Raw genomic sequence first — 23773 nt, forward strand, 5'->3', positions numbered from 1 at the left:
CCCTTAACCGCGCGGTGCCTGGGCACTGGCGACTTTGACGTTCGAACCTGCCACCGCCGGAGCCGGATTGCTGGCTTCCAGCGCCTGGCGCTGGCGGGCGAGGGTGGCGAGGGTTTCTTCACTGGCCATTGGCGTTTCTTCCGGGGTCACCGGCGAGCCTGGGCGTACGCGCTGCAGGCCCTTGACCACGATGCGGTCGTCCTTGTTCAGGCCGCTGCGCACGATGCGCAGGCCTTCGAGCTTCGGACCCAGCTCCACCGAGCGGTAGGCGGCCTTGTTGTCCTTGTCCATGACCAGCACGAACTTCTTGCCAAGGTCGGTGCCGACGGCTTCGTCATTGATCAGCACGGCGTCGTACTTGGCGCTGCCGACCAGCTTCAGGCGCGCGTACAGGCCGGGGGTGAACTGGCCATCGCTGTTGTCGAACACGGCGCGGCCACGGATGGTGCCGGTGCGCGGGTTGACCTGGTTGTCGACGAAGTTCATCTGGCCCAGGTGCGGGTTGCCGGTTTCGTTGGTCAGGCCCAGGTACACCGGGGTGGTCTGGCCGCGCTGGCCCTGGCGGGCAAGCTGGGTGTACTTGAGGTACACGCGTTCGTCGGCGTCGAAGTAGGCATACACCTTGTCGGTGGAGACCACGCTGGTCAGCGGGGTGACGTCGGCGGTGACGATGTTGCCGGCGGTGAAGTCGGCGCGGCTGACCCGGCCGCTGATCGGCGAGATGACCCGGGTGAAGCTCAGGTTCAGACGGGCCAGGTCCAGCTGGGCCTGGATCGCATCGACACCGGCGCGGGCTTCGGTGGCGGCGCTGGTGCGCGACTCGGCGAGCTCGGCAGAAATGGCATTGCTGTCGCGCAGGCGCTCGCCACGGCGTGCCTCGTTGGCGCTGCGGATAGCGGTGGCCTTGGCCTGTTGCAGTTGCGCCTCGAGGCGGCGGACTTCAGCCTGGAACGGCCGCGGGTCGATCTGGAACAGCAGGTCGCCTTTCTTGACCTGGGCGCCCTCGGTGAAGGCCACCAGGTCGATCTGGCCAGAGACGCGCGGGCGCACTTCAACGGTTTCCGGGGCTTCCAGACGGCCGGTGAACTCGTCCCACTCGTTGATCGGCTGCTCGATCACCTTGGCCACGCTGACCTTGGGGGCGGCGGGAGCCTGCATGGCGTCCGGGGTTTTGCCGCATGCGCTGAGCACCGCCACTGCCAGAGCGGCAAGGGGGTAGCGCAGGGCCTTGAATGAATGGTCCATGGAGAACTCCGCCAATGTATGAATAGTGGGCGGATTCTGAGTGTGTTGCGTTACAGGAACGAATCGAATGGCGCGAAGGTCATTATCACGCTGAATGATATGTAGTGCCGGTGTATCGATGCCGACACATGTGGCGGTGAAGGGCGCTGGCAAGGCCGGCAGCCACGGGCCTGCCGGCGAGCCCGCCAGGGCGTGGCCGAAATCAGTCGCCGAAGCCCTCCAGCACGATCTTGCCCTTGGCCCGACCGCTTTCGATCAGCGCGTGCGCACGGCGCAGGTTGGCGGCATTGATGTGGCCGAAGTGCTCACCCAGCGTGGTCTTGAGGACACCGTCGTCGATCAGTTGCGCCACTCGCTCCAGCAGGTCGTGCTGCTTGATCATGTCCTCGGTCTGGTACAGCGAGCGGGTAAACATCAGCTCCCAGTGCAACGACAGCGATTTGCGCTTGAGCGGTACCACATCCAGGTTGGCCGGATCGTCGATCAGCGCCAGCTTGCCCTGGGGGCGCAGGGCCTCGACCAGTTGCGGGAAATGGCTGTCGGTGTGAGTGAGGCTGATCACCAGGTCCACCTGCCGGTGGCCGATGGCCTCGAGTTGTGCGACCAGCGGCTGACTGTGGTCGATCACATGGTGGGCGCCGAGCTCACGTACCCATTGGCCGGTTTCCGCGCGCGAGGCGGTGCCGATCACGGTCAGGCCGGTCAGCCGGCGTGCCAGCTGGGTGAGGATGGAGCCGACGCCACCGGCAGCACCGATGATCAGCAGGCTCTGGCCGTGGCCTGCACCTTCCTCGACACCGAGGCGGTCGAACAGCAGCTCCCAGGCGGTGATGCTGGTCAGGGGCAGGGCGGCGGCGCTGGCGTTGTCCAGGCTGCGGGGCTTGTGGCCGACGATGCGTTCATCGACCAGGTGCAGTTCGCTGTTGCTGCCGGGGCGATCGATGGCGCCGGCGTAGTACACCGAGTCGCCGGGCTGGAACAGTGTCACCTCGCTACCGATTTCACGAACCACACCCACCGCATCCCAGCCCAATACGCGCGGGGCGGTCTTGCCGCTGCCGGCGCGGATCTTGGTGTCGACCGGGTTGACCGAAATCGCCTGGACTTCCACCAGCAGGTCACGCGGGCCGGGGGCAGGGCGTGGCAGTTCGCTGTCGAGCAGCGCGTCAGGGCCGGTGATGGGCAGGCCGTGTTCGGTGAAGACGATGGCTTTCATGGGTATTCCTCAGGTATCGGATGCAATGGAGATACCTTAGCTGTCGGCGTTTGGCTGAAAAACACCGTCAGGTATGGAAGACTTTCGGGGTTTTGTTGAAAGTGCGCGTGGCCAGGGCTGGCCCTGTGGCGGGCAAGCCCGCCCGTACAGGGTCAAGCCTGCCTGTTCATTCGCCGCGTGGTGGGAAGTCCACATCGGTGCGCGCGACGTTGTTCAGGTAGTTGGTCAGGGTCAGCAGTGTCACCTGGGCAATCACATCGACGATCCGGGCATCGTCCAACCCACCGGCACGCACCTCGGCCAACACACCGTCCGGCACCTGGCCACGGTTCAGGGTCACCGCACGGGCGAGCACGGCCACCGGGTTCAGGGTGCCGAGGCGTGCGGCCTGGATGTCGGCCTCGCTCAGCCCGGACTTGCCGCCGAAGAAGCTGTGCGCGGCCACGCAGTACTCACAACCGTTGACCTGGGAAGCCGCCAGGGCCACCACTTCACGTTCGGCCGGGGTCAGGCTGTTCTTGCCCATGGCCTGGGCCAGTGCCAGGTAACCGTTCAGCGCGGCCGGCGAATGGGCCATGGTGGCGAAAGCGTTGGGCAGGAAGCCGAGGCCCTTTTCCACACCTTGCAGGGCTGGACGGGAGGCGGCAGGGGCTTGTTCGAGGGTCAGGGCGGCGATGCGGGTCATGGTGAATCTCCTGTCTGGGTAGGGGGCTTGTTGTTCAAGCTTGGGTACAGATTACCGGGCAGGATTTGCCTTTCGGGTTCAGATCGTCCACGTTATGCAACTGATCGTCCAAATCGAGACCTGTCATGGATCGCCTCGCCACCTTGCTCAACCATTTCGACTTCAATGCCTCGACCTTTCACCAGGGCGGTTTCTGCGGCATCTCGCGCTTCGACGGCGAACAGCGCAGCGGCCATGTCCACCTGCTGCGCGCCGGACGCCTGCGTTTCAAGGGGCCTGGCGGGCAGGAGCAGGTGCTGGATGAGCCCAGCCTGATCCTGCTGGTACGGCCCCAGACCCACCAATTGCTGGCCAGCGAGTCGGACAACGCCGAGCTGGTCTGCGCCACCCTCGATTTCACCGGCGGCCCCGACAACCCGCTGACCCGTGCATTGCCGGATGCCCTGGTCAGCCCGCTGAGCGCGCTGACGGGGCTGCAGGCCAGCTGCGACTGGTTGTTCACCGAGGCCTTCGGTGACGACTGCGGGCGTGAACTGGTGCTCAACCGCCTGTTCGAGTTGATGGTGATCCAACTGTTGCGGCAATTGCTCGGGGATGGGCAGATGACCTCAGGCATGCTGGCAGGGCTTGCCGACAAGCGCCTGTCGCGGGCGCTGGTGGCCATGCACGATTCGCCTGCGCACAACTGGACCGTGGAGGAACTGGCATCCTTGGCGGGAATGTCACGCGCAAGCTTCGCCGCGCACTTTCGCACGGTGGTAGACAGTACGCCGGGAGACTACCTGGCGGACTGGCGCATCGGGCTTGCGCAGAAGCGCATTCGCGAGGGCAGGCCGCTGGCACTGGTGGCGGACGAGGTGGGCTACCAGAGCCCCTCGGCCCTGGCACGGGTGTTCAGGCGCAAGACCGGGGTCAGCCCTTCGCAGTGGCGTGGAGAGGGTTGAGATCGGTTGTACCCATTTCGCGGGCAAGGCCCTTGCACCTGGACAATCATGCCTGTAGGCGTGGACCTGCCTGCGATAAAAAGCACTACAGTAATCAGTGGTCCGCCACCACCTCATCCTGCGACAACAGTGCCTTGGCCAGTTCTTCATCACTGACCTGCAAGCCCGGGTGGCTCTTGCGCACCTGCTCCAGCGCCGACTCCACATAAGCGCCGCGAATGGCACCGCCACTGGCCACGAACGCCGACAGTTCGTCACGCGCCGGAATGATCCGTTTATCGTCCTTGAACGTGGAGTAGAGCGACGCCGACACACCCGCCGAAGTGGCGACATCTCCCGCATCGACGCGGGCCAGCGCAGAACCTGCCGGAATGCACAGCAGCAGCGCCGGAACAAGCAGTGAATAACGCATGATCAATCCTCCAGAAGCAACACGGCCAAAGGGATCTCGTGCATGCAATTAAGAGGTGATGCCGTTCACCAGAGTTCCCGTTGCAATCAATAGCCAGACGAGCGACCGCCTATCCGTCGTCGCACTTCATCAACATTTGCGGCCTACACTATCAGCATCATTGATACTGTCATTGCACCTGCTGTTTTACTGAAGTTGTAACCGTAGACTCATTCGCAACCGGCCATTGGCGCCGGCCCACAATTACAAGAAGCCAGTGGAGACACGAATGAGTAGCCAAGTTTCGTTCGAAGACCTCCCACTCAGCCGTTTTCATATCAGAACGGTGTTCAGTGGTACGGGTGGTCAATTCAGTGACGGATTCGTGCTGGGAATTATCGGTATTGCCGTGAGCATGGCGGCTGGGCCTTTGCAATTGAATGCACTGTGGATGGGTTTGCTGGGCGCAGCATCCCTGGCAGGTCTGTTCCTCGGCAGCCTGTTTGCCGGTCCCTTGGCCGACAAGTTCGGCCGGCGGCGCATCTTTGCCTGGGACATGTTGCTGTTCGCGGTCATTTCCGCTTCGCAGTTCTTCGTCACATCACCCGAGCAGTTACTGGCGCTGCGCCTGCTGCTCGGGCTGGTGCTGGGCTTCGACTATGTGGTGAGCAAGTCACTGGTCACCGAGTTCGCGCCGCGCCGCTACCGCGGACGGCTGCTGAGCGTGCTGGCAGCGGCCTGGGCGGCGGGCTATGTCGCCGCGTACCTGGTGGGCTTCGCCATCCGCGATATCGGCCCGGACGCCTGGCGCCTGATGCTGGCCCTGAGCGGCCTGCCGGCACTGCTGATCCTGCCGCTGCGCCTGGGCGTGCCGGAGTCGCCGATCTGGCTGATGGCCCGCGGGCGCAGTGCCGAGGCGCTGGCCATCGTCCAGGCCAAGTTCGGCCCCCATGTGACCCTGCCGGCCGGGGCACCGGCTGCGCCGCAACAGCGCGGCAGTTTCAGCGAGCTGTTCAGCCGGCGCTGGCGCAGGAACACCCTGGTCGGCTGCGTGTTCTACACCTGCCAGGTGATTCCGTTCTTTGCCCTTGGCACCTTTGCCCCGCGTGTGCTCGAGGCGCTGAACGTGCAGGACAAGTTTGTCGGCGGGCTGGTGTACAACGTGCTGCTGATGCTCGGCGCGCTGTTCGGCTTGCTGATCATCGACCGCATTTCACGGCGCAGCTTCCTGATCGGCACCTTCTACCTGAGTGCCGTGGGCCTGGCAGTGCTGGCCTGGGCCAGTTTCGGCGCGCTGGGCACCATCCTCGCCTTCGGCTTCTTCGCCTGCGTGCTGGCGGCCGCCGTCAACCTGGAGTTCGTCTATCCGCCGGAGCTGTTCCCCACCCACCTGCGCGCTTCCGGAATCGGCCTGGCGGTGGCGGCCAGCCGGTTCGGCTCGGCCTTCGCCACCTTCCTGCTGCCCATCGCCGTGCAGCACCTGGGGGTACATACCGCGCTGGGCGTGTGCGTCGGCGTGCTGGTGTTCGGCGGTGTGTTCTGCCACCTGTTCGCGCCGGAAACCAGCCAGGAGCGCCTGGCTGCCGTGACTCCGGACGATGCCGCCGGCAAGCCCGGGGAACGGCCGCTGAACGTCCACTGATCACCACCACGGGAGCTCGACCATGCCAGGCAACAGACTCATCGGCATGTACGCGGTCCAGGTATTCATTGCCGTGGCCGAGGAGGGCAGCATGTCCGCTGCCGCCAGTCGCATGGGTATCTCCCAGTCCGGGGTGTCGCAACTGGTGCGCCAGTTGGAAGACGACTTGGGCGTTGTACTGGTGGACCGCACCACGCGGCCGCTGACCCTGACCGCGTTCGGCCTGGCCCTGCGCAACCGGGGCGCGCTGCTGAGCGAGGAGCTGTCCAACCTCAAGGCCCAGGTGCTCGATGCCGGGCGCGGGGTCAAGCCCGACCTGCGCATCGGCCTGGTCGACTCCTTCGCGGCCACCTGCGGCTCGATGTTCACCCGCCAGATGCTCGGCCAGGTCACCCAGCTGTCGGTACGTACCGGGCTCAGCCCGCAGCAGGGCGAGTCCTTGCTGCGCCGCGATCTGGACCTGATCGTCACCAGCGACCCGCTGATGGATGCCAACGACGTGATCCGCTACCGCTTGTTCACCGAGCGCTACTTCGTGATCACGCCCAAGGCGCTGGGGCGTGAGCTGCACAGCATCGACGATGTGCGGGCGCTGGCCAACGTGCTGCCGGTGGTGCGCTTCAACCGTCTGTCCCAGGTCGGCCTGCAGATCGAGCGGCACTTGCGCGGGCTCAACGTACGGGTGCCCAACCGCCTGGAACTGGACAACGCCGACGCCCTGACCGCGATGGTCGCCGAGGGCATCGGCTGGGCGGTGACCAGCCCGATGTGCTTTCTCCAGGCCATGCCCTGGGTCGACAACGTCACCGCGCACCTGACGCCGGAGCTGAGCCTGGAACGCTCGCTCTACCTGGTGGCGCGGCGCAATGAATACGGCGCCTTCTTCGCAGATGCCTGCGAGTCGGCGCGTGCTGTCATCCTCGATGCCTTCCTGGCGCGCCTGGCAGCGCTGGGCAAGGGAGTCGAGGCACTAGTCAAATTCGATGAGGGAAATACCCGTGACTACTTTTGATCGCCCCGACGTGCGCGTCGAACAGGACTACGTCGGCCAGGTGCAGATTGCCGCCGACAAGCTCTACGGCGTGAACTCGCTGCGTGGCTTCGACAACCTGAGCGTGTCGCCGCTGAGCATTGCCCATTACCCGGCGTTTCGCGACGCTTTCGCCCAGTGCAAGTGGGCAGCGGCCCTGGCCAATCGGGAATGCGGCGTGATCGACCAGCCCCAGGCCGACGCCATTGCCCTGGCCTGCCAGGCGGTGATGGCCGGGGAGTGTGACGATTCGCTGATCGTCGACCTGCTCGAAGGCTCCGGCGGCACCTCGACCAACATGAACTTCAACGAAGTCATCGCCAACCGCGCCCAGCAGGAACTCGGCCATGCCCCGGGCAGCTACGCGGTGGTGCACCCCAACGATCACGTCAACATCTCGCAGTCGACCAACGATGTGTACCCGGCGGCGCTGAAGATCGCCACCCACGCCATGCTCGCCGGGTTGATCGACGAAGTGCGCCTGCTGGCCCAGGTGTTCGCTGCCAAGGCCACGCAATTCGCCGATGTCCTGCATCTGGGGCGCACCTGCCTGCAGGACGCGCAGCCCATGCGCCTGGGCCAGCTGTTCTCCGGTTACGCTGCCTTGACCGAGCGTCTGGCCGACGAGCTGGCAGCCGTGCGCGAGAAGCTGCACACGCTGCCGTTGGGCGGCACGGCCATCGGCACCGGTTTCGGAGCGCCGCATGCCTATCGCGGGGCTGTCTACCGGTACCTGGCGAGCATCACCGGCGTCGCCTACCAGGTCCCGGGCAATCCGTTCGATGCGATGCAGAACATGGATGTGTTCGGTCGCGTTTCCGGGGAGTTGCGCACCTGCGCCGCTGCGCTGGCCAAGATCGCCGCCGACCTGACCAAGCTGTCGTCGGGACCGGTGGGCGGGATGGGCGCGTTGAAACTGCCCGAAGCCCAGGCCGGTTCCTCGATCATGCCCGGCAAGGTCAACCCGGTGCTGCCGATGGCGATGATCCAGCTGAGCTTCGCCATCATTGGCAACGACGTGGCCGTGGCCCAGGCGGTGCAGTACGGTGAACTGGAGATCAACCACTTCGAACCGGTGGTGGCCTCGCGGGTGTTCGACAGCATCACCTTGCTCACCCAGGGCATCCGGCGGTTTCGCGACAAGTGCGTGGCCGGCATCCAGGCCGATGAAGCCCGCAACCTGGCGCACCTTACCGACTCGATGGCAGTGGCCACGGCCCTGGTGCCGCGCCTGGGCTATGCCCAGGTCAGCAAGCTGGCACGCCAGTCGGTCAATGAGGGGCGTTCGCTGCTGGCGATCATGGCCGAGTCCGGCGTGATGACCGAAGCCCAGGCCATGGCGGCGATCGAGCAGGCCTCGTATCCGGTGTTCGAGCCGCGCTGATCGGATGGCGTTGATGGCCCTGTTCCGTGCAGGGCCGTCTGTATCTCCACCTAACTTCTGCTGAATGATTGTTGCGTACCGAACAGCGTCTGTTATATCGAAATACCCGAATCAAAGTTGATTGATCATTTGCATATGAAAACTGTTGTTTGACGAACAGCCGGCAAACAAAACACCGGCAATCAAACAGATAAATACCCGAGTTCTTCCCCTTCATTCCCTTGGCACAACTACTGCACTAATACCCTCTGAATACCCGGCCGCACTTCGTGATCGACAGCGAAGCCCGGCCATCTATTTGAATGGGGAGTATCAGCAGTGCGTGCGAAAGTCAGATTTTCCGTTCAGCCGCGTTCCAACCTGGTGACCGCCGCCAGCCTGCCCTTGCTGTTGGCAGCCTTCAGCCCGGCGGCGCTGGCGGGCGAGGACGCCACACTTGGCACGGTGACGGTCACCGGCGCTGCGGCGACCGGCGCCCAGCAGGACCAGAAACGCCTGCAGAAGGTGGCCGGCAACACTGCCGTGGTCGACAACCGCAAGGTCGAGCAAGGCCGCGCAGCCAATGCCGAGGACGTATTGGCGCTGCAACCGGGGGTATTCGCCCAGGGCACCAGTGGCACTGCCGCGAACAAGATCTCGATACGCGGCTCGGGGCTGAACACCTTTTATCAGGGCTATGTGCTGGGTACCAAATTTCTCTTCGATGGCCTGCCGATTACCGGCCCTGGCGGCACCCAGGAAGACTTCCTCGACATGCAGGCGGTCGATCACACCGAAGTGCTCTACGGCGCCAACGCCTTCGAGTACGGCGCGCTGTCGCTGGGCGGGGCGATCAACATGGTCAGCAAGACCGGCCGTACCGACCCTGGCAACTACGCGCGTTTCGAGGTCGGCAGCTACGGCTACCGCAAGCAGCAACTGAGTACTGGCGGGGTGGTGGGCGACAGCGACTACTACATCAATGTGCTGCACAACGAGCGCGACGGCTATCAGGACCACGCCAGCAATGAAGGCCGTGGCATCGCGGCCAACTTCGGCCATGTGTTCAGCCCCAAGCTGCAGACCCGGGTATTCTTCAAGTACCGCGAAGAGCAGTTGATCAACGGCAACACCCTGACCCGTGCGCAGCTCAAGCACGACCCGCGCAGCAACCTGGTGCCCACCGGGCGGCGCAAGGATGGCACCACCTTCATCGGCAACAAGACCACCTACACCTTCGACGACGGTGCCAGGCTCGAAGTCGGTGCTTCCTACAACAACTACCCGCTGCTCAATGGTTGGCGCTACGCCGTGGCGCCGCAGGACTGGCGCTCCAAGGACGTCAACCTGACCCTGCGTTACCTGCGCACCGGCGATACCTTCCTCGGCCTGCCCAGCGACAGCAGCGTGATCTTCAGCAACACCCGCGCCTACCTCGCCGACGTCAAGGCGCACAGCCGCGCCACCGGGCTCAAGACCCAGGAAACCAACTACACCGGCTCGCGCGACACCGTATTGACCCTGGCCAACGAGTTGCAACTGGCCGACGACCTGTGGCTGTCGTCGGGGTTGTCGTTCGTCAACATACGCCGCAAGGCCGAGATCGAGGCGAGTACCTTGACTGCGGCCAATCCCAGCAACTTCCCCACCCGCGTGGAATACGTGGAAAACGACCTGGCACCGCGGCTGGGTCTGCGCTATCAGATCAACCCCGAATTCCAGCTGTTCAGCAACGTCAGCCGCAGCATCGACCCACCGGTGACCTGGCAACTGGGCAGCACCAGCCTGCCGTTCCTCTACGATGTCCGGCCGCAGAAGGCCACGACCTTCGAGGTTGGTGTGCGCGGCAGTCACGGCATCTTCGACGGCAGCCTGACCCTGTACCGTTCCTGGGTGCAGAAAGAGCTGCTGACCGTGGTGGTGCAACAGGCGAGCGCCACCCAGGACCAGCTGACCGCCACCTCCAACTCCAGCCCGACGCTGCACCAGGGCATCGAGGCGGGGCTCAATGCACTGCTGTGGAGTGGCGCCAACGGCGATACGCTGGACCTGCGTCAGGCCTACACCCTCAACGACTTCAAGTACCGCCACGACGAGCGCTTCGGTGACAACGAACTGCCCGGCCTGCCACGCCAGGTGTACCAGGCCGAGCTTGCCTATCGCCAGGCCAGCGGCTTCTACGCCTCGCTCAACCTGCGCGCGGCGTCCAGCTACTACATCGACTACGCCAACAGCTGGCAGACGCCGTCGTACCTGCTGTGGGGGGCCAAGTTCGGCTACCAGGCGCCGAGCCGCAAGTGGGAGGTGTTCGCCGACCTGCGCAACCTCACCAACCAGCGTTATGCCAGTGCCACCAATACCGCCTACGACGCGGGCGGGCGCGATTCGGCGAATTTCTATCCAGGCGATGCGTTCAACGTCACCACCGGCGTGGCGTTGCGTTTCTGAACACCGATGATCCATGGGCAGGAGAGCAACATGAGCACACCCGCAGCGCAGATGAGCCTGGGCATGAACATTCTCGGTTTCGGCGCCCACGCCGGCGCCTGGCGCCAGGGCGAGGCGGCCATCGACGCCTATGTCGATGTTGCCTACTACCGCGATATCGCGCGGATTTCCGAACAGGGTTGCCTGGACGCCGTCTTCCTCGCCGACGGCCCGGCGTTGCCCGGTGATGTCGCCAGCCAGCCCGGCGGGCGCCTGGAACCCACGGTGCTGCTGACCGCCGTGGCGGCGGCCACCGAACGCATCGGCGTCATCGCCACCTGTTCGAGCACCTACAACGAGCCGTTCAACCTGGCCCGGCGCATTGCCTCGCTGGACCACATCAGTGGCGGACGCGCGGCCTGGAACGTGGTCACCAATGCCGGTGATGGCGCAGCGCAGAACTTCGGCTTGCCAGGCGCTCCGCTGCATGTCGACCGTTATGGCCGCGCCGAGGAATTCGTCGAGGTGACCCTCAAGCTCTGGGACAGCTGGGAGGAGGACGCGGTGATCGGCGATCGCGCCGCCGGGCGCTTCGCCGATCCGCGCAAGGTCCACACCCTGGATTTCAAGGGCCGGCACTTTCAGGTCAAGGGCCCGCTGAACCTGCCGCGCTCGCCCCAAGGGCGGCCGGTACTGGTCCAGGCCGGGTCGTCGGAGGGCGGCAAGGCGCTCGGTTCGCGCTACGCCGATGCGATCTTCACCACCCAGACCACCTTGGCCGACGGGCAGGCCTTCTATCGCGAGATGAAAGCCCGCGCCCAGGCCTGGGGCCGTGACCCCCGGCACTTGAAGATCATGCCGGGGTTATCGACGGTGATCGGCAGCACCGAGGCGGAGGCCCATGCCCGTTTCGACGCGCTCAACGCCTGGCATGGCGAGCATGGCCTGCTGCAGCAGGTGGCCGGGCGCATCGGCATCGATGCCCGCGAGCTGGACCCGGACGCACCCTTGCCCTGGGCCAGGATCGGCCCGGTGGAGGCGTTCGAACAAGGCTCGCACGGGTTCCTCGAGGCGCAGTTGAACCTGGCCCGGCGCGAGAACCTGACGATCCGCCAGTTGTCCCGGCGCATCCTGGTCGGGCACCGCCTGGCGGTCGGTACGCCCGAACAAGTCGCCGACACCCTGGCCGAATGGTTCCTGGCCGGGGCAGGGGACGGCTTCAACATCATGCCCGACATGTTCCCCTCCGGCGCACGGGTGTTCGTCGAACAGGTGGTGCCGTTGCTGCAGCGGCGCGGGTTGTTCAGGCGTGAGTACCAGGGCAGGACCCTGCGCGAGCACCTCGGCCTGCCCAGGGCGGTGAACCAGTTTTCGACCGCCTTGTCGGCGCCAGGGCCTGTGTACCCCGGGTAGCAGGCCCGGCATCACATCAAGGGGTGCAGCGCGCGGAATGTCTGCGCCTCTTCCACCAGCCAGTCATGCACCGCCCGGGCACCGGGCTGGGTCAGCCCTCCGGGCGGGTACAGCAGTACATAGCGCTTGTGGTTGGGGATCGGCACCCCGAACGGGATGATCAGCGTACCGCGCTCGAGTTCGTCGTTGAGCAGGGTGCGCCGGGCGATGGCCACGCCGATCCCGGCGATTGCCGCTTCGATGGTCAGGTGGTTGCGGTTGAAGGTGTGGCCGCGGCGCACGTTCAGGCCGCCGGCACCGATGCCTTCCAGGTAGAACTCCCACTCGGCGTATTCGGAACTGCCGCGCCAGGCGGTGATGTCGTGCAGCAGCGGGTAGTGCGCCAGGTCGGCCGGGCCGTGCAGCGGTGGCCGGCCGCGCAGCAGCGCGGGGGAGCAGACCGGGAAGATCTGCTCGTCCAGCAGCGGGGTCGAGAGCATTCCCGGATAGCTGCCGTCGTTGAGGTCGATGGCCAGGTCGAAGTCGCCGTCGTGCAGCGCTTGCTTGCTGTCCTCGGCCACCATGCGCAGTTCGATGTCCGGGTAGCGCTGCTGGAAGCGCGGCAGGCGTGGGGTCAGCCATTTGGCCAGGAACGAGGGGATCGAGCGCAGTCGCAGGGTGCCGCGGATCTCGCCGGCATCCAGGCGCAGCAGCTCGGCTTCGATGCTGCCGTAGGCCTCGGCGACGGTCTGCGCCAGGCGCTGGCCTTCGGCGGTGAGCTCCACGCCACGGGCGCGCCGCAGGAACAGGGCAAAGCCCAGGCGCTCCTCGAGCTGGCGCATCTGCTGGCTGACGGCACCGGGGGTGATGTGCAGCTCCTCGGCGCAGCGGGTGAACGACAGGTGTCGCGCCGCGCAGGAGAACACATGCAGCCAGACGAACACCTGGCCGTTGAGCTGCCCTTTCATCGTTTAGTCCTGCTAAAGGCTTGTGTAGGAAGTTTCGTTGGTCATCGCAAGTCGAGCGCGGCAGTATCGCGCAAATTCGCAGTACTCATCAATTTTCGTGGAGGGCCGCGCAGCGGCGCAGTCAGTCGCAGCGGTCAGGCATTAGCATGGCTATCAGTGTTTTCGACCTCTTCAAGATCGGCATCGGGCCGTCCAGCTCCCACACCGTGGGGCCCATGCGTGCGGCGGCGACCTTTGCCGGATTGCTGCGCGAGCGCGGCCTGCTGGGTCGGGTGCAGCGCGTCGAGGTGCGCCTGTACGGCTCGTTGTCGGCCACCGGTGTAGGGCACGCCACCGACCGTGCCTGCCTGCTGGGCCTGATGGGCCAGTGGCCGGACCGTATCGACCCGCACAGCATCGAGCCGCGCATCGACCAGTTGATGCAGGAGCAGTGCCTGATGCTCGACGGCACCCAGCCGGTGGCATTCCAGTACAGCCGCGACATGCGCCTGCTCGACGAGAACCTCGACTACCACCCCAACGCCATGAGCCTGGAGGCGTTGGACGGGCAGGGCAGTCTGCTGACCCAGACCTACTATTCGGTCGGCGGTGGCTTCATCGTCGAGCAGGCCGAGATCGACGCGCCGGCCACGGCCGACGCGCAGGTCGAGTTGCCCTATGAATTCTCGTCCGGCGCCGAGCTGCTGGCGCTGTGCAAGACCCATGGCCTGAGCGTTGGCCAGCTGATGATGGCCAACGAGCGGGCCTGGCGCAGCGAAGCCGAGATCCGCAGCGGTCTGCTGAACATCTGGGCGGCGATGCGCGAATGCGTCGACAACGGCCTGCGCAACGAGGGCATCCTGCCCGGTGGGCTCAAGGTCAAGCGCCGCGCCGCGCGCCTGCACCGCAGCCTGCAGGAGCTGGGCAAGCCCAACGTGATCGGCTCGACCCTGAGCGCGATGGAGTGGGTCAACCTGTTCGCCCTGGCGGTCAATGAGGAAAACGCCGCCGGCGGGCGCATGGTCACCGCGCCGACCAATGGCGCAGCCGGCATCATCCCGGCGGTGCTGCACTACTACATGAAGTTCAACCCCGGCGCCTGTGACGACGACGTGGTGGCCTTCCTCCTGGCCGCTGCGGCGGTGGGCATCCTGTGCAAGAAGAACGCGTCGATTTCCGGCGCCGAAGTCGGTTGCCAGGGTGAAGTCGGTTCGGCCTGCTCCATGGCTGCTGCAGGCCTTGCCGAAGTGCTGGGCGCCACGCCGCCGCAACTGGAAAACGCGGCGGAAATCGCCCTGGAACACAACCTCGGCCTGACCTGCGACCCGGTCGGCGGCCTGGTGCAGGTGCCGTGCATCGAGCGCAACGCCATCGCTGCCGTGAAGGCGATCAACGCCGTGCAGATGGCCCTGCGCGGCGACGGCGAGCACTTCATCTCCCTCGACCGGGTGATCCGCACCATGCGCGACACCGGGGCGGACATGCACGCCAACTACAAGGAAACCTCGCGCGGCGGCCTGGCCGTCGCCTTCGTCGAGTGCTGAACCGGCTCCCATCTTTGCATCGACCAGCCTGAATCCACTTGCAACACCCGCTTCACCGAGCAACAAAAACAACTACAAAGGCGAAACCCATGACTGATGTACACAACACCACGACCGTTCGTGCGGATTCGGCTGCGCCGGCTTCGACCACCGCCTCGCGCAGCTGGAACCGCCACGACACCACCTGGGCCCTGGGCCTGTATGGCACCGCCATCGGTGCCGGCACCCTGTTCCTGCCGATCAACGCCGGGGTAGGGGGCTTCTGGCCACTGCTGATCCTGGCGCTGCTGGCCTTCCCGATGACCTTCTATGCGCACCGCGCGCTGACCCGTTTCGTGCTTTCCGGGCGACGCGGCGGCAACGAGGACATCACCGAGGTGGTCGAGGAACACTTCGGCGTGGGCGCCGGCAAGCTCATCACCTTGCTCTACTTCCTGGCGATCTTCCCCATCCTGCTGGTGTACAGCGTGGCGCTGACCAACACCCTGACCAGCTTCCTCGAACACCAGTTGCACGTGAGCGCGCCACCACGGGCGCTGCTGTCGCTGCTGCTGATCGCCGGGCTGATGGTGGTGGTGCGCTGCGGCCAGCAGATCATCGTCAAGGTCATGAGCGTGCTGGTGTACCCCTTCGTCGCCTCGCTGCTGTTGCTGGCCCTGAGCCTGATCCCCAACTGGAACGGCGCCTTCTTCGCCCAGGCGAGCGAAGGCCTGACCGCATCCAGGCTGCTGCTGACCCTGTGGCTGGCGATCCCGGTGATGGTGTTCTCGTTCAACCACTCGCCGATCATCTCGGCCTTCGCCGTCGACCAGAAACACCGCTACGGCGCCGACGCCGACCGCAAGAGCGGCCGCACCCTGGCCACCGCCCATGTGATGATGGTGCTGACGGTGATGTTCTTCTGCTTCAGCTGCGTGCTGGCCCTGAGCCCAGCCGACCTGGCGGCTGCCAAGCAGCAGAACATCTCGATCCTGTCGTACCTGGCCAACCACTTCCAGACGCCGGTCATCGCCTTCGTTGCGCCGCTGATCGCGCTGGTGGCGATCACCAAGTCGTTCCTGGGCCACTACATCGGTGCCAGCGAAGGCTTCCAGGGCATGATCGTCAAGGGGCTGCGCAGCCGTGGCAAACGCTGGTCGGCCAAGCGCCTGGAACGTGTCACCGCGCTGTTCATGGTGCTGGGCTGCTGGATCGTGGCTACCCTGAACCCCAGTATCCTCGGCCTGATCGAAAGCCTTGGTGGCCCGGTGCTGGCGTGCCTGCTGTTCCTGATGCCGATGTACGCAGTGCGCAAGGTGCCGGCGCTGCGCCAATATTCGGGGGCGCTGTCCAACGTGTTCGTGGTCCTGATCGGGTTGATCACCTTGTCGGCGATCTTCTACGGCTTCACGGCCTGAGGCCATGCTGCACGATTCGTGCAGCTTCACTCTGCGTTTGCGTGCTTGATGCCTTCGGTGCCGCAGCTATGCTCGGCACCTGGAGGGTCGCCTTGCGGCCCGAGCACACGAATGGAGTGATTGGCATGTTCCAGGGTTTCAACAAGGCCTCGCGGCAGGTCGAGGGTGTCGAGATCGCCTACCGCATCGGCGGCAAGGGGCCGGCGCTGTTGCTGTTGCACGGCCACCCGCAGACCCACGTGATCTGGCACAAGGTCGCCGAGACGCTGGCCGAGCATTTCACCGTGGTGGCGGCCGACCTGCGCGGCTACGGCGATTCGGCCAAGCCCGAGAGCGACAGCCGCCACGAGACCTACTCCAAGCGCCGCATGGCTGCAGATATGGTCGGGCTCATGCAGGCGCTGGGTTTCGAGCAATTCGCCCTCATGGCCCATGACCGTGGCGCGCGGGTCGCGCACCGGCTGGCCCTCGACCACTCCCCACGCCTGACCCGCCTGGTGCTGCTGGATATCGCCCCGACGTTGGCGATGTACCGCCAGACCAACGAAGCCTTTGCCCGTGCCTACTGGCACTGGTTCTTCCTCATCCGTCCGGCGCCGTTGCCCGAAAGCCTGATCGAAGCCAACCCCGAGGGTTACCTGCGCAGTGTCATGGGCGGGCGCAGTGCCGGCCTTGCGCCTTTCACCGACCAGGCCTTCGCCGAATACCGGCGCTGCCTGTCCCTGCCGGGCGCGGCGCGCGGCGTGTGCGAAGACTATCGGGCGGCGGCGGGCATCGACCTGGAACATGACCAGGCCGATGTCGATGCAGGTAACCGGGTCACGACGCCGCTGCTGGTGATGTGGGGCCGCGACGGCGTGATCGGCAAGTGTTTCGACCCGCTGCGCGAGTGGCAGGCCGCCGCCGTGCAGGTGCAGGGGCATGAACTGCCGTGCGGTCACTACATCCCTGAAGAGGCGCCCACGGCGCTGCTCGAACAGGCTTTGCCGTTCCTGCTCCGGCAAGCCTGAACACGGCGCCGCCCAGCCTGTCAGTGTGCGTTTTTCTCGCGCAGGGCCACGACACTGCGGCGCATGTCGCTGGCCCAGCCATCGAGCACCGGCTTGACGTTGTCGAGCTTGAGCTGCGTGGTGTCGTTCTCCAGCGCCTGCCCGGTGCCCTTGCGCACCACCTGGGCCAGCACCTTCTGGCTGGCACCGTCGAGGAAGGCCGCTTCCACGGCGATATCCACTTCCTGGTCACGTCCACCGGCCGCGGTGTTCACCGCTGCGGCCAGCAGGGCGATGGGCACCACTTCATAGGGTTTCAGGCCCTCGGTGCGGGTCGACACCGCAGTGATCGCCGGGCGCACCACGAGGGTTCCCGCACCGGGAGCATCGACCACGCTCAGCACGCTGCCCAGTTCCCGACGCAGGGCCTCGTCGAAGTAACGGGTGATCGCCTGCAGGGTCTGCGCGGGGATCACGGCGGTAGGCTCGGGCCGGGGATAGAACTGGCTGGGCTCGATGTACACCTGCCGGTACTGCCCGGCCTTGAGCGTGGGGTCGATCCAGCGCATCACCGGCGCCCCGGAAACACTCTGCGCCGGCGTGAGCCGGCTGTAGTCCTTGAGAAACCCGGAATACTGGCTCGGATCGACGCGGTTGCTGGAACAGGCGGCCAGGGCAAGCAAGGCAGCGCACAGCAGGGTAGCGCGAGGCAGCGGTTTCATGGCGTGCAGCGTCCATTGAGGAAGGGGCCAGAACAACGCTAGCAGGTGCTTGGCGGTTGGCCAGTGTGCAGGGGGGTTGGTATGCGTCCTTGGTTCTGTGATGTGAATTCCCACATGAAAACCCGAGCGGTCTGACTACCGCTCTAGGTGCATCGCTAGAATCATATACCCGTTACGGGTATGATTTGAGGGTGATGAATGAGTATTTACAAACGCAGTGATTTTTCCCGTTGGCAGGCCCGTGAGAGGCTTCCAGATTTTCTGCTGTGCAAGGCGGTCAGGGAAATGCAAACCGGCCTGGTGGATGCAAGTCTTGGAGGATTGTTGTTCAAAAAGCGCATAGCCTCGCCTGGCTCCGGGAAGAGTGGCAGCTACAGAACTTTGCTATCTGCCCGTCTGGGGGAGCGTTATGTGTTTCTTCACGGATTCGCCAAGGGCGACAAGGCGAACGTCACCCAAGCTGAACAAAAGGCGCTGCAGTTGGTGGGCAGGGTACTGGTCGAAATGTCGTCGCAAGCCCTGGCCAAGGCCGTAAGCTGTGGTGTCCTCGAGGAGGTGTATTGTGACCAGCAAGTTGATTGAGTCACTGCGTGACGATCTGTCCATGCTTTACGAGGCTGGAGCAGTCGGCAAGGTGACGATGCGTGAATTCGAAGCCATCTGTCCTGCGCCCGTCAGGGACTTCACTGCCTTGGATATCAGGCGCCTGCGCGAAGCGCTCAATTTCAGCCAGCCGGTTTTCGCACTGCACTTGCATACCAGTGCGTCTACCGTACGCAAATGGGAGCAGGGTGAAACACGGCCAGCCGGGCCTGCGCTGAAGCTGCTCAATGTCATTGCCGACAAAGGCCTGCAGGCCATCCTCTGATCAGCCCAGCACCTCCCGCACGCGGTACCACAGCATTCCCAGTGCCAGCAGCGGCGAGCGCAGGGCCTTGCCGCCGGGGAAAGTCAGGTGGGGCACGGCGCCGAAGATATCCAGGCCCTGGCTGTGACCGACGGCGATGGCCTCGGCCAGCAGCTTTGCCGTCCAGTGGGTGACGTTCAGGCCGTGCCCTGAGTAGCCCTGGGCGTAGTACACATTCGGGTGCTGGCTCAGGCGACCGACCTGGGGGAAGCGGTTGGCGGTAATGCCGATCATGCCGCCCCATTGGAAGTCGATGCGCACATCGGCCAGTTGCGGGAACACCTTGAGCACCTTCGGCCGCATGTAGGCGGCGATGTCCTTGGGATCGCGCCCCGAGTAGTGACAGGCGCCACCAAACAGCAGGCGGCGGTCGGCGGTCAGGCGGTAGTAGTCGAGGCCGACCTTCTGGTCGCACAGCGCCATGTTCTGCGGGATCAGGCTGCGCGCCAGGGCCTCGGGCAGCGGTTCGGTGGCCACCACATAGCTGCCGGCGGGCAGTACCTTGCCGGTCAGGCGCGGCTCCAGCTCGTCCAGGTGCGCATTGCACCCCAGAACCAGACTCTTCGCCCGGACCTTGCCGCGTGCGCAATGCAGGGTCACGGTGGGACCGTGTTCGATGCGTTGCACAGCGGTCTGCTCGAAGATTCGCACGCCCAGGCTGCTGGCGGCGCGGGCTTCGCCCTGCACCAGGTCGAGCGGGTGCAGGTGGCCGGAGCCCATGTCCACCAGGCCACCGGCATACTGGTCGCTGGCGACGATCTCGTGGATATGCTGCGGCGCGACCAGCCGGGTCTGGTGCCGGTAGCCCAGCTCGGCCAGGTCCTGCAGCTCGTCGTTGAACGCCGCGAATTGCGCGGGCGTATTGGCCAGCTCGCAGAAGCCCCAGCGCAGGTCGCACTCGATGCCGTACTGCTCGATGCGCCGGGCTACCAGCTCGACCGAGTCCAGGCCTGCCTGCTTGAGGTAACGCACGCCGTCCTGGCCGACGTAACGGGCAAAGCCCGAGACGTCATGGCCGATACCACGGATCAGTTGCCCGCCATTGCGTCCGCTGGCGCCCCAGCCGATGCGCCGGGCCTCCAGCAGGATCACCGAGAGGCCACGCTCGGCCAGCTCCAGCGCGGTGTTGACGCCGGTCAGGCCGCCGCCGACCACGCACACGTCGGCGCTCAATTCGCCTTCGAGCGTGGGGTAGGGCGCCGCCGTACGGGCCGTGGCGGCGTAGTAGGAGGCGGTGTGTTCGGTTTGATGAGGCATCGGAAACACTCGAATCAGCGGTTGGACTTGATCTTGCTCCAGGAGCGGGTCATCACCCGCATGATCTGCGGGCTGGGGGTGCTGGAGACGTAGAGCTTGTCCAGCACTTCCTGGGACGGATAGATCTCGGGGTTTTCCACCAGCGACTTGTCCATGAACGCCTTGGCGTCAGGGTTGGCGTTGGCGTAGCCGACCGTGGCGCTGACCTTGGCGATCACTTTCGGGTCGAGCAGGTAGTTGATGAAGGCCAGGGCCTGATCGGGGTTGCTGGCGTCTTTCGGGATGGCCAGCAGGTCGAACCACAGGTTGCTGCCTTCCTTGGGAATGCTGTAGGCGATCTTCACCCCGTTCTTGGCTTCCACCGCGCGGTTGGCGGCCTGGAACACGTCGCCCGAATAGCCGAAGGCCACGCAGACGTCGCCGTTGGCCAGGTCCGAGACATACTTGGAGGAGTGGAAGTAGGTGATGTACGGACGCAGTTCCATCAGCCGCGCTTCAGCCTTGGCGTAGTCCTTGGGGTCTTCGCTGCGCGGGTTCATGCCCAGGTAGTTGAGCATGGCCGGGAACAGTTCGTCCGGCGAGTCCATGAAGGCCACACCGCACTGCTTGAGCTTCTTGAGGTTCTCGGGTTCGAACAGCACCGCCCAGGAGTCGACCTTGTCGATGCCCAGCGCCGCCTTGACCTTCTCGACGTTGTAGCCGATGCCATTGGTGCCCCACAGGTAGGGTACGGCGTACTTGTTGCCGGGATCGTTCTGTTCCAGTTGCTTGAGCAGTTTCGGATCAAGGTGCTGCCAGTTTGGCAGCTTGCTGCGGTCCAGCGGCAGGAAGGCGCCGGCCTTGGCCTGGCGGGCAAGGAAGTGGTTCGAAGGCACCACCACGTCGTAGCCGGTACGACCGGCGAGCAGCTTGCCTTCGAGGGTTTCGTTGGAGTCGAAGACGTCATAGACCACCTTGATCCCGGTGCTGGCCTGGAAATCGGCCAGGGTGGTTTCGCCGATGTAGTCGGTCCAGTTGTACACGCTGACGGTAGGCTCGGCGTGGGCGGCTGCACCGAACAGCAGGGCGAAGGCTGCGGGAACCAGGGTTTGCAAATGACGCATGTCGACACCTCGTTGATCTTGTTCTTCGGGTTCGGTGAAACAGAAGCAGGGCAAGGCGTTGCCTGCAGGGGCGTGTGCCCCTGCAGGCGCCCTTCATGGGGTCAGACGCTCAGCAGCAGGAACTCGCGCTCCCAGGAACTGATCACCCGCTTGAAGTTCTCGTGCTCGGCGCGCTTGACCGCAACGTAGCCCTGGACGAACTGGCGGCCCAGGTAGTCTTCCAGGACCTTGCAGTCTTCCATGTGCTGCAATGCATCCTCGATGGTGATCGGCAGGCGCAGGTTGCGTCGCTCGTAGGCGCGGCCCTGTACCGGCGCGCTCGGCTCGATCTTCTCGACCATGCCCAGGTAGCCGCACAGCAGGCTTGCGGCAATCGCCAGGTAGGGGTTCGCGTCGGCGCCCGGCAGACGGTTCTCGACGCGCATGGCCTCGGGGCTGGAGGTCGGCACGCGCAGGCCGGCGGTGCGGTTTTCCTCGCCCCACTCGACGTTGACAGGCGCCGAGGTGTCCGGCAGGAAGCGGCGGAACGAGTTGACGTTCGGCGCGAACATCGGCAGCACCTTGGGGATGTACTTCTGCAGGCCGCCGATGTGATGCAGGAACAGCTCGCTCATGCTGCCGTCTTCATTGGCGAACACCGGCTTGCCGGTGGCGATGTCGACCACGCTCTGGTGCAGGTGCATGGCACTGCCCGGCTCGTCGGTGATCGGCTTGGCCATGAAGGTCGCGGTGACGTTGTGCTTGAGCGCCGCCTCGCGCATGGTGCGCTTGAACACGGTGATCTGGTCGGCCAGGTCCAGCGCATCGCCGTGACGGAAGTTGATCTCCATCTGCGCCGGGCCGTCTTCGTGGATCAGCGTGTCCAGGTCCAGGCACTGGATCTCGCACCAGTCGTAGACGTCCTCGAACAGCGGGTCGAATTCGTTGGCGGCATCGATGGAGAACGACTGGCGGCCGCTTTCGGCGCGGCCCGAACGGCCCAGTGGCGCCTGCAAGGGCAGGTCCGGGTCTTCGCAGCGCTGGGTCAGGTAAAACTCCATCTCCGGCGCGACGATCGGCTGCCAGCCCTTGTCGGCATACAGCTTGAGGACTTTCTTCAGGACGTTGCGCGGCGACAGCTCGATCGGGTTGCCGTGCTTGTCGAAGGTGTCGTGGATGACGATGGCGGTCGGTTCGATGGCCCAGGGGATCTGGTACACCGCCGAAGGGTCGGGGCGGCAGACCATGTCGATATCGGCCGGGTCGAGCAGGCCGTAGTAGATGTCGTCGTCGACGAAGTCGCCGGTGACCGTCTGCAGCAGCACGCTCTCGGGCAGGCGCATGCCGCGCTCGTTGAGGAACTTGTTGGTCGGGGCGATCTTGCCGCGGGCGATGCCGGTCAGGTCACTGACCACGCATTCGACTTCGGTGATCCGGTGTTCTTTCAGCCAGGCGGACAGCTGATCGAAGGGGGCGTTCATACAGACCTCTTGGTTGGGTTTTGGTGGTGGGCATGTGCAGCGCATGCAGGCCGTCGACCTCCAGGAGGTATTACAAACCTTTTCACGACGCCACTTCCCACAGGTCACGCTGAGGACTATCTTGGGCGCTGCCCCCTTGGGTGATCTATCCGTTTTCTCCGTCAATCAATGCACCAAAAGAGTGCATATAGGACGTCGCGTGAATACGCAAACCGCCTTGCAGGTCCAGGCTTTCAACACCACCGATGTCACCGAGCAGGTGCGCGCCACCCCCGGCTGGCAGCAACAGTACCGGCAGATGTCGCCGGGGCATTTCAGCGGCCAGCTGCGCTGCCTCGGGCTCGATGGCGTGGAGGTCTACGAAGAGCGCCTCAATACCCGGGTCGAGCAGTTCTTCCGTGCGCCCAGCGGATCGCTGACCTTCTGTTTCGACCAGGTCGAGAACAGCCTTTACCTGCTCAATGAACAAAGCCGCAACATCTGGATCACCCCGGAGAACTACCAGGAGGTGGCGGTGGTGTTCGACCAGCCGTTCCTGCAGCGTCACGGCCTGGACCTGGAGCGCCTGCAGGGGCTGTTCATGGTGCCGCTGGGCAGCGGCCAGAATGCCTTGTTCGGCAGTTGGCTGAGTGCCACGCTCACGCGCCTGGCGCAAGCCGACTGTCCGCTCCAGGGCCAGGCCCTGGCCGAACAGCTGCTCGACGACTGCCTGTTCATCCTCGACAACGCCTGTCAGCGCCTGCAAGGGCAGGCGCTGGGCAAGCGCGGCGAGGAACGGGCGATCATGCAGCGGGTCAGCGAGTGGGCCGCCGATTGCCCGGAAGAAACCCTCAACCTGCTCGAACTGGCGCAGGTGGCCGGGGTGTCGTTGCGCCAGCTGCAGCAGGCGTTCAAGGCCTTCACCGGCATGCCGCCGGCGCACTGGCTGCGCCTGCGCCGACTCAACGGCGCACGGCGCGACCTGTTGCGGCGCGATGACGGCGAGGTCACCGTGGCCGAGGTGGCGATGCGCTGGTCATTCTGGCACCTGGGGCGATTCTCCGAGAGCTATCGGCAGTTGTTCCAGGAACTGCCGAGCGAGACGCTCAAGCGTCGGCGCTGAGAGGGTATGC

At 65.0% G+C, this 23773-nt stretch carries 21 protein-coding genes; 12 read left to right on the forward strand and 9 right to left on the reverse strand.

The window, feature by feature from the left end:
- Nucleotides 1–3 precede the first annotated feature (3 nt).
- The 3 genes from mexE to AC1TXO_RS12490 all read right to left on the reverse strand — a co-directional run bounded on the left by mexE (nucleotide 4) and on the right by AC1TXO_RS12490 (nucleotide 3146).
- Complete coding sequence (gene mexE / locus AC1TXO_RS12480) at nucleotides 4–1245, reverse strand: multidrug efflux RND transporter periplasmic adaptor subunit MexE (RefSeq protein WP_486406610.1); 1242 nt, start codon at nucleotides 1243–1245, stop codon at nucleotides 4–6.
- Between the two features lie 202 nt (nucleotides 1246–1447).
- On the reverse strand, nucleotides 1448–2461 hold the full coding sequence (locus tag AC1TXO_RS12485; protein ID WP_486406611.1) for a zinc-binding alcohol dehydrogenase family protein: 1014 nt from the start codon (nucleotides 2459–2461) through the stop codon (nucleotides 1448–1450).
- 166 nt (nucleotides 2462–2627) lie between these two features.
- A complete protein-coding gene (locus tag AC1TXO_RS12490; RefSeq protein ID WP_486406612.1) occupies nucleotides 2628–3146 on the reverse strand; it encodes a carboxymuconolactone decarboxylase family protein in 519 nt (172 codons plus the stop codon).
- Between the two features lie 125 nt (nucleotides 3147–3271).
- On the opposite strand from AC1TXO_RS12490, the gene AC1TXO_RS12495 reads away from it, so the two are divergent.
- The gene (locus AC1TXO_RS12495) at nucleotides 3272–4090 is read left to right on the forward strand and encodes an AraC family transcriptional regulator (protein WP_486406613.1); all 819 of its coding nucleotides are present in this window, start codon (nucleotides 3272–3274) and stop codon (nucleotides 4088–4090) included.
- A 94-nt stretch (nucleotides 4091–4184) separates the two neighbouring features.
- Here AC1TXO_RS12495 and AC1TXO_RS12500 read toward each other — a convergent pair whose 3' ends face one another.
- Nucleotides 4185–4502 (reverse strand): DUF2388 domain-containing protein, encoded by a 318-nt coding sequence (locus AC1TXO_RS12500; RefSeq protein ID WP_186664460.1) that lies wholly within the window; start codon nucleotides 4500–4502, stop codon nucleotides 4185–4187.
- Nucleotides 4503–4770: 268 nt separating this feature from the next.
- Between AC1TXO_RS12500 and AC1TXO_RS12505 the strand changes: the two genes are divergently transcribed.
- From AC1TXO_RS12505 to AC1TXO_RS12525, 5 genes are all read left to right on the forward strand, one after another.
- Nucleotides 4771–6123, forward strand: coding sequence for an MFS transporter (locus AC1TXO_RS12505; RefSeq protein WP_486406614.1), 1353 nt, complete (start codon nucleotides 4771–4773; stop codon nucleotides 6121–6123).
- Between the two features lie 22 nt (nucleotides 6124–6145).
- The gene (locus tag AC1TXO_RS12510; protein WP_486406615.1) at nucleotides 6146–7135 is read left to right on the forward strand and encodes a LysR family transcriptional regulator; all 990 of its coding nucleotides are present in this window, start codon (nucleotides 6146–6148) and stop codon (nucleotides 7133–7135) included.
- Nucleotides 7122–8537, forward strand: a complete 1416-nt coding sequence (locus AC1TXO_RS12515; protein ID WP_486406616.1) for an aspartate ammonia-lyase — start codon at nucleotides 7122–7124, stop codon at nucleotides 8535–8537. Before AC1TXO_RS12510 ends, AC1TXO_RS12515 begins: the two co-directional genes overlap by 14 nt.
- 318 nt (nucleotides 8538–8855) lie before the next feature.
- Nucleotides 8856–10964, forward strand: a complete 2109-nt coding sequence (locus AC1TXO_RS12520; protein ID WP_486406617.1) for a TonB-dependent receptor family protein — start codon at nucleotides 8856–8858, stop codon at nucleotides 10962–10964.
- Nucleotides 10965–10994: 30 nt separating this feature from the next.
- The gene (locus AC1TXO_RS12525; protein WP_486406618.1) at nucleotides 10995–12356 is read left to right on the forward strand and encodes an LLM class flavin-dependent oxidoreductase; all 1362 of its coding nucleotides are present in this window, start codon (nucleotides 10995–10997) and stop codon (nucleotides 12354–12356) included.
- An 11-nt stretch (nucleotides 12357–12367) separates the two neighbouring features.
- On the opposite strand, the gene AC1TXO_RS12530 is transcribed toward AC1TXO_RS12525, so the two are convergent.
- Nucleotides 12368–13303 (reverse strand): LysR substrate-binding domain-containing protein, encoded by a 936-nt coding sequence (locus tag AC1TXO_RS12530; RefSeq protein WP_486406619.1) that lies wholly within the window; start codon nucleotides 13301–13303, stop codon nucleotides 12368–12370.
- Nucleotides 13304–13449: 146 nt separating this feature from the next.
- On the opposite strand from AC1TXO_RS12530, the gene AC1TXO_RS12535 reads away from it, so the two are divergent.
- The 3 genes from AC1TXO_RS12535 to AC1TXO_RS12545 all read left to right on the forward strand — a co-directional run bounded on the left by AC1TXO_RS12535 (nucleotide 13450) and on the right by AC1TXO_RS12545 (nucleotide 17233).
- On the forward strand, nucleotides 13450–14826 hold the full coding sequence (locus tag AC1TXO_RS12535) for an L-serine ammonia-lyase (RefSeq protein ID WP_486406620.1): 1377 nt from the start codon (nucleotides 13450–13452) through the stop codon (nucleotides 14824–14826).
- An 89-nt stretch (nucleotides 14827–14915) separates the two neighbouring features.
- Nucleotides 14916–16223: a serine/threonine transporter gene (locus tag AC1TXO_RS12540; RefSeq protein ID WP_486406621.1), complete on the forward strand. Its 1308-nt coding sequence runs from the start codon at nucleotides 14916–14918 to the stop codon at nucleotides 16221–16223.
- A 125-nt stretch (nucleotides 16224–16348) separates the two neighbouring features.
- On the forward strand, nucleotides 16349–17233 hold the full coding sequence (locus AC1TXO_RS12545; protein ID WP_486406622.1) for an alpha/beta fold hydrolase: 885 nt from the start codon (nucleotides 16349–16351) through the stop codon (nucleotides 17231–17233).
- A 20-nt stretch (nucleotides 17234–17253) separates the two neighbouring features.
- Here AC1TXO_RS12545 and AC1TXO_RS12550 read toward each other — a convergent pair whose 3' ends face one another.
- The gene (locus AC1TXO_RS12550; RefSeq protein ID WP_486406623.1) at nucleotides 17254–17934 is read right to left on the reverse strand and encodes a DUF3313 domain-containing protein; all 681 of its coding nucleotides are present in this window, start codon (nucleotides 17932–17934) and stop codon (nucleotides 17254–17256) included.
- A gap of 198 nt (nucleotides 17935–18132) precedes the next feature.
- On the opposite strand from AC1TXO_RS12550, the gene AC1TXO_RS12555 reads away from it, so the two are divergent.
- Nucleotides 18133–18516 (forward strand): type II toxin-antitoxin system RelE/ParE family toxin, encoded by a 384-nt coding sequence (locus AC1TXO_RS12555; protein WP_486406624.1) that lies wholly within the window; start codon nucleotides 18133–18135, stop codon nucleotides 18514–18516.
- Nucleotides 18517–18538: 22 nt separating this feature from the next.
- Nucleotides 18539–18802, forward strand: a complete 264-nt coding sequence (locus tag AC1TXO_RS12560; RefSeq protein ID WP_486406835.1) for a helix-turn-helix domain-containing protein — start codon at nucleotides 18539–18541, stop codon at nucleotides 18800–18802.
- On the opposite strand, the gene AC1TXO_RS12565 is transcribed toward AC1TXO_RS12560, so the two are convergent.
- The 3 genes from AC1TXO_RS12565 to AC1TXO_RS12575 form a co-directional block, all read right to left on the reverse strand.
- Entirely contained in the window at nucleotides 18803–20098 is a 1296-nt protein-coding gene (locus tag AC1TXO_RS12565; RefSeq protein ID WP_486406625.1) for an NAD(P)/FAD-dependent oxidoreductase, read from the reverse strand.
- Between the two features lie 14 nt (nucleotides 20099–20112).
- Complete coding sequence (locus tag AC1TXO_RS12570) at nucleotides 20113–21201, reverse strand: polyamine ABC transporter substrate-binding protein (RefSeq protein ID WP_486406626.1); 1089 nt, start codon at nucleotides 21199–21201, stop codon at nucleotides 20113–20115.
- Nucleotides 21202–21302: 101 nt separating this feature from the next.
- The gene (locus tag AC1TXO_RS12575) at nucleotides 21303–22661 is read right to left on the reverse strand and encodes a glutamine synthetase family protein (protein ID WP_486406627.1); all 1359 of its coding nucleotides are present in this window, start codon (nucleotides 22659–22661) and stop codon (nucleotides 21303–21305) included.
- 199 nt (nucleotides 22662–22860) lie between these two features.
- Here AC1TXO_RS12575 and AC1TXO_RS12580 point away from each other — a divergent pair, with 199 nt between their 5' ends.
- The gene (locus AC1TXO_RS12580; RefSeq protein WP_486406628.1) at nucleotides 22861–23763 is read left to right on the forward strand and encodes a helix-turn-helix domain-containing protein; all 903 of its coding nucleotides are present in this window, start codon (nucleotides 22861–22863) and stop codon (nucleotides 23761–23763) included.
- Nucleotides 23764–23773: the final 10 nt, after the last annotated feature.

This window comes from Pseudomonas sp. FA117, from assembly GCF_057370475.1.

What these genes read in the sequence shown, in the direction of transcription:
- mexE (WP_486406610.1), bottom strand. Translation starts at nt 1,245, where the DNA reads ATGGACCATTCATTCAAGGCCCTGCGCTACCCCCTTGCCGCTCTGGCA.
- AC1TXO_RS12485 (WP_486406611.1), bottom strand. Translation starts at nt 2,461, where the DNA reads ATGAAAGCCATCGTCTTCACCGAACACGGCCTGCCCATCACCGGCCCT.
- AC1TXO_RS12490 (WP_486406612.1), bottom strand. Translation starts at nt 3,146, where the DNA reads ATGACCCGCATCGCCGCCCTGACCCTCGAACAAGCCCCTGCCGCCTCC.
- AC1TXO_RS12495 (WP_486406613.1), top strand. Translation starts at nt 3,272, where the DNA reads ATGGATCGCCTCGCCACCTTGCTCAACCATTTCGACTTCAATGCCTCG.
- AC1TXO_RS12500 (WP_186664460.1), bottom strand. Translation starts at nt 4,502, where the DNA reads ATGCGTTATTCACTGCTTGTTCCGGCGCTGCTGCTGTGCATTCCGGCA.
- AC1TXO_RS12505 (WP_486406614.1), top strand. Translation starts at nt 4,771, where the DNA reads ATGAGTAGCCAAGTTTCGTTCGAAGACCTCCCACTCAGCCGTTTTCAT.
- AC1TXO_RS12510 (WP_486406615.1), top strand. Translation starts at nt 6,146, where the DNA reads ATGCCAGGCAACAGACTCATCGGCATGTACGCGGTCCAGGTATTCATT.
- AC1TXO_RS12525 (WP_486406618.1), top strand. Translation starts at nt 10,995, where the DNA reads ATGAGCACACCCGCAGCGCAGATGAGCCTGGGCATGAACATTCTCGGT.
- AC1TXO_RS12530 (WP_486406619.1), bottom strand. Translation starts at nt 13,303, where the DNA reads ATGAAAGGGCAGCTCAACGGCCAGGTGTTCGTCTGGCTGCATGTGTTC.
- AC1TXO_RS12535 (WP_486406620.1), top strand. Translation starts at nt 13,450, where the DNA reads ATGGCTATCAGTGTTTTCGACCTCTTCAAGATCGGCATCGGGCCGTCC.
- AC1TXO_RS12540 (WP_486406621.1), top strand. Translation starts at nt 14,916, where the DNA reads ATGACTGATGTACACAACACCACGACCGTTCGTGCGGATTCGGCTGCG.
- AC1TXO_RS12545 (WP_486406622.1), top strand. Translation starts at nt 16,349, where the DNA reads ATGTTCCAGGGTTTCAACAAGGCCTCGCGGCAGGTCGAGGGTGTCGAG.
- AC1TXO_RS12550 (WP_486406623.1), bottom strand. Translation starts at nt 17,934, where the DNA reads ATGAAACCGCTGCCTCGCGCTACCCTGCTGTGCGCTGCCTTGCTTGCC.
- AC1TXO_RS12555 (WP_486406624.1), top strand. Translation starts at nt 18,133, where the DNA reads ATGAGTATTTACAAACGCAGTGATTTTTCCCGTTGGCAGGCCCGTGAG.
- AC1TXO_RS12560 (WP_486406835.1), top strand. Translation starts at nt 18,539, where the DNA reads ATGCTTTACGAGGCTGGAGCAGTCGGCAAGGTGACGATGCGTGAATTC.
- AC1TXO_RS12565 (WP_486406625.1), bottom strand. Translation starts at nt 20,098, where the DNA reads ATGCCTCATCAAACCGAACACACCGCCTCCTACTACGCCGCCACGGCC.
- AC1TXO_RS12570 (WP_486406626.1), bottom strand. Translation starts at nt 21,201, where the DNA reads ATGCGTCATTTGCAAACCCTGGTTCCCGCAGCCTTCGCCCTGCTGTTC.
- AC1TXO_RS12575 (WP_486406627.1), bottom strand. Translation starts at nt 22,661, where the DNA reads ATGAACGCCCCCTTCGATCAGCTGTCCGCCTGGCTGAAAGAACACCGG.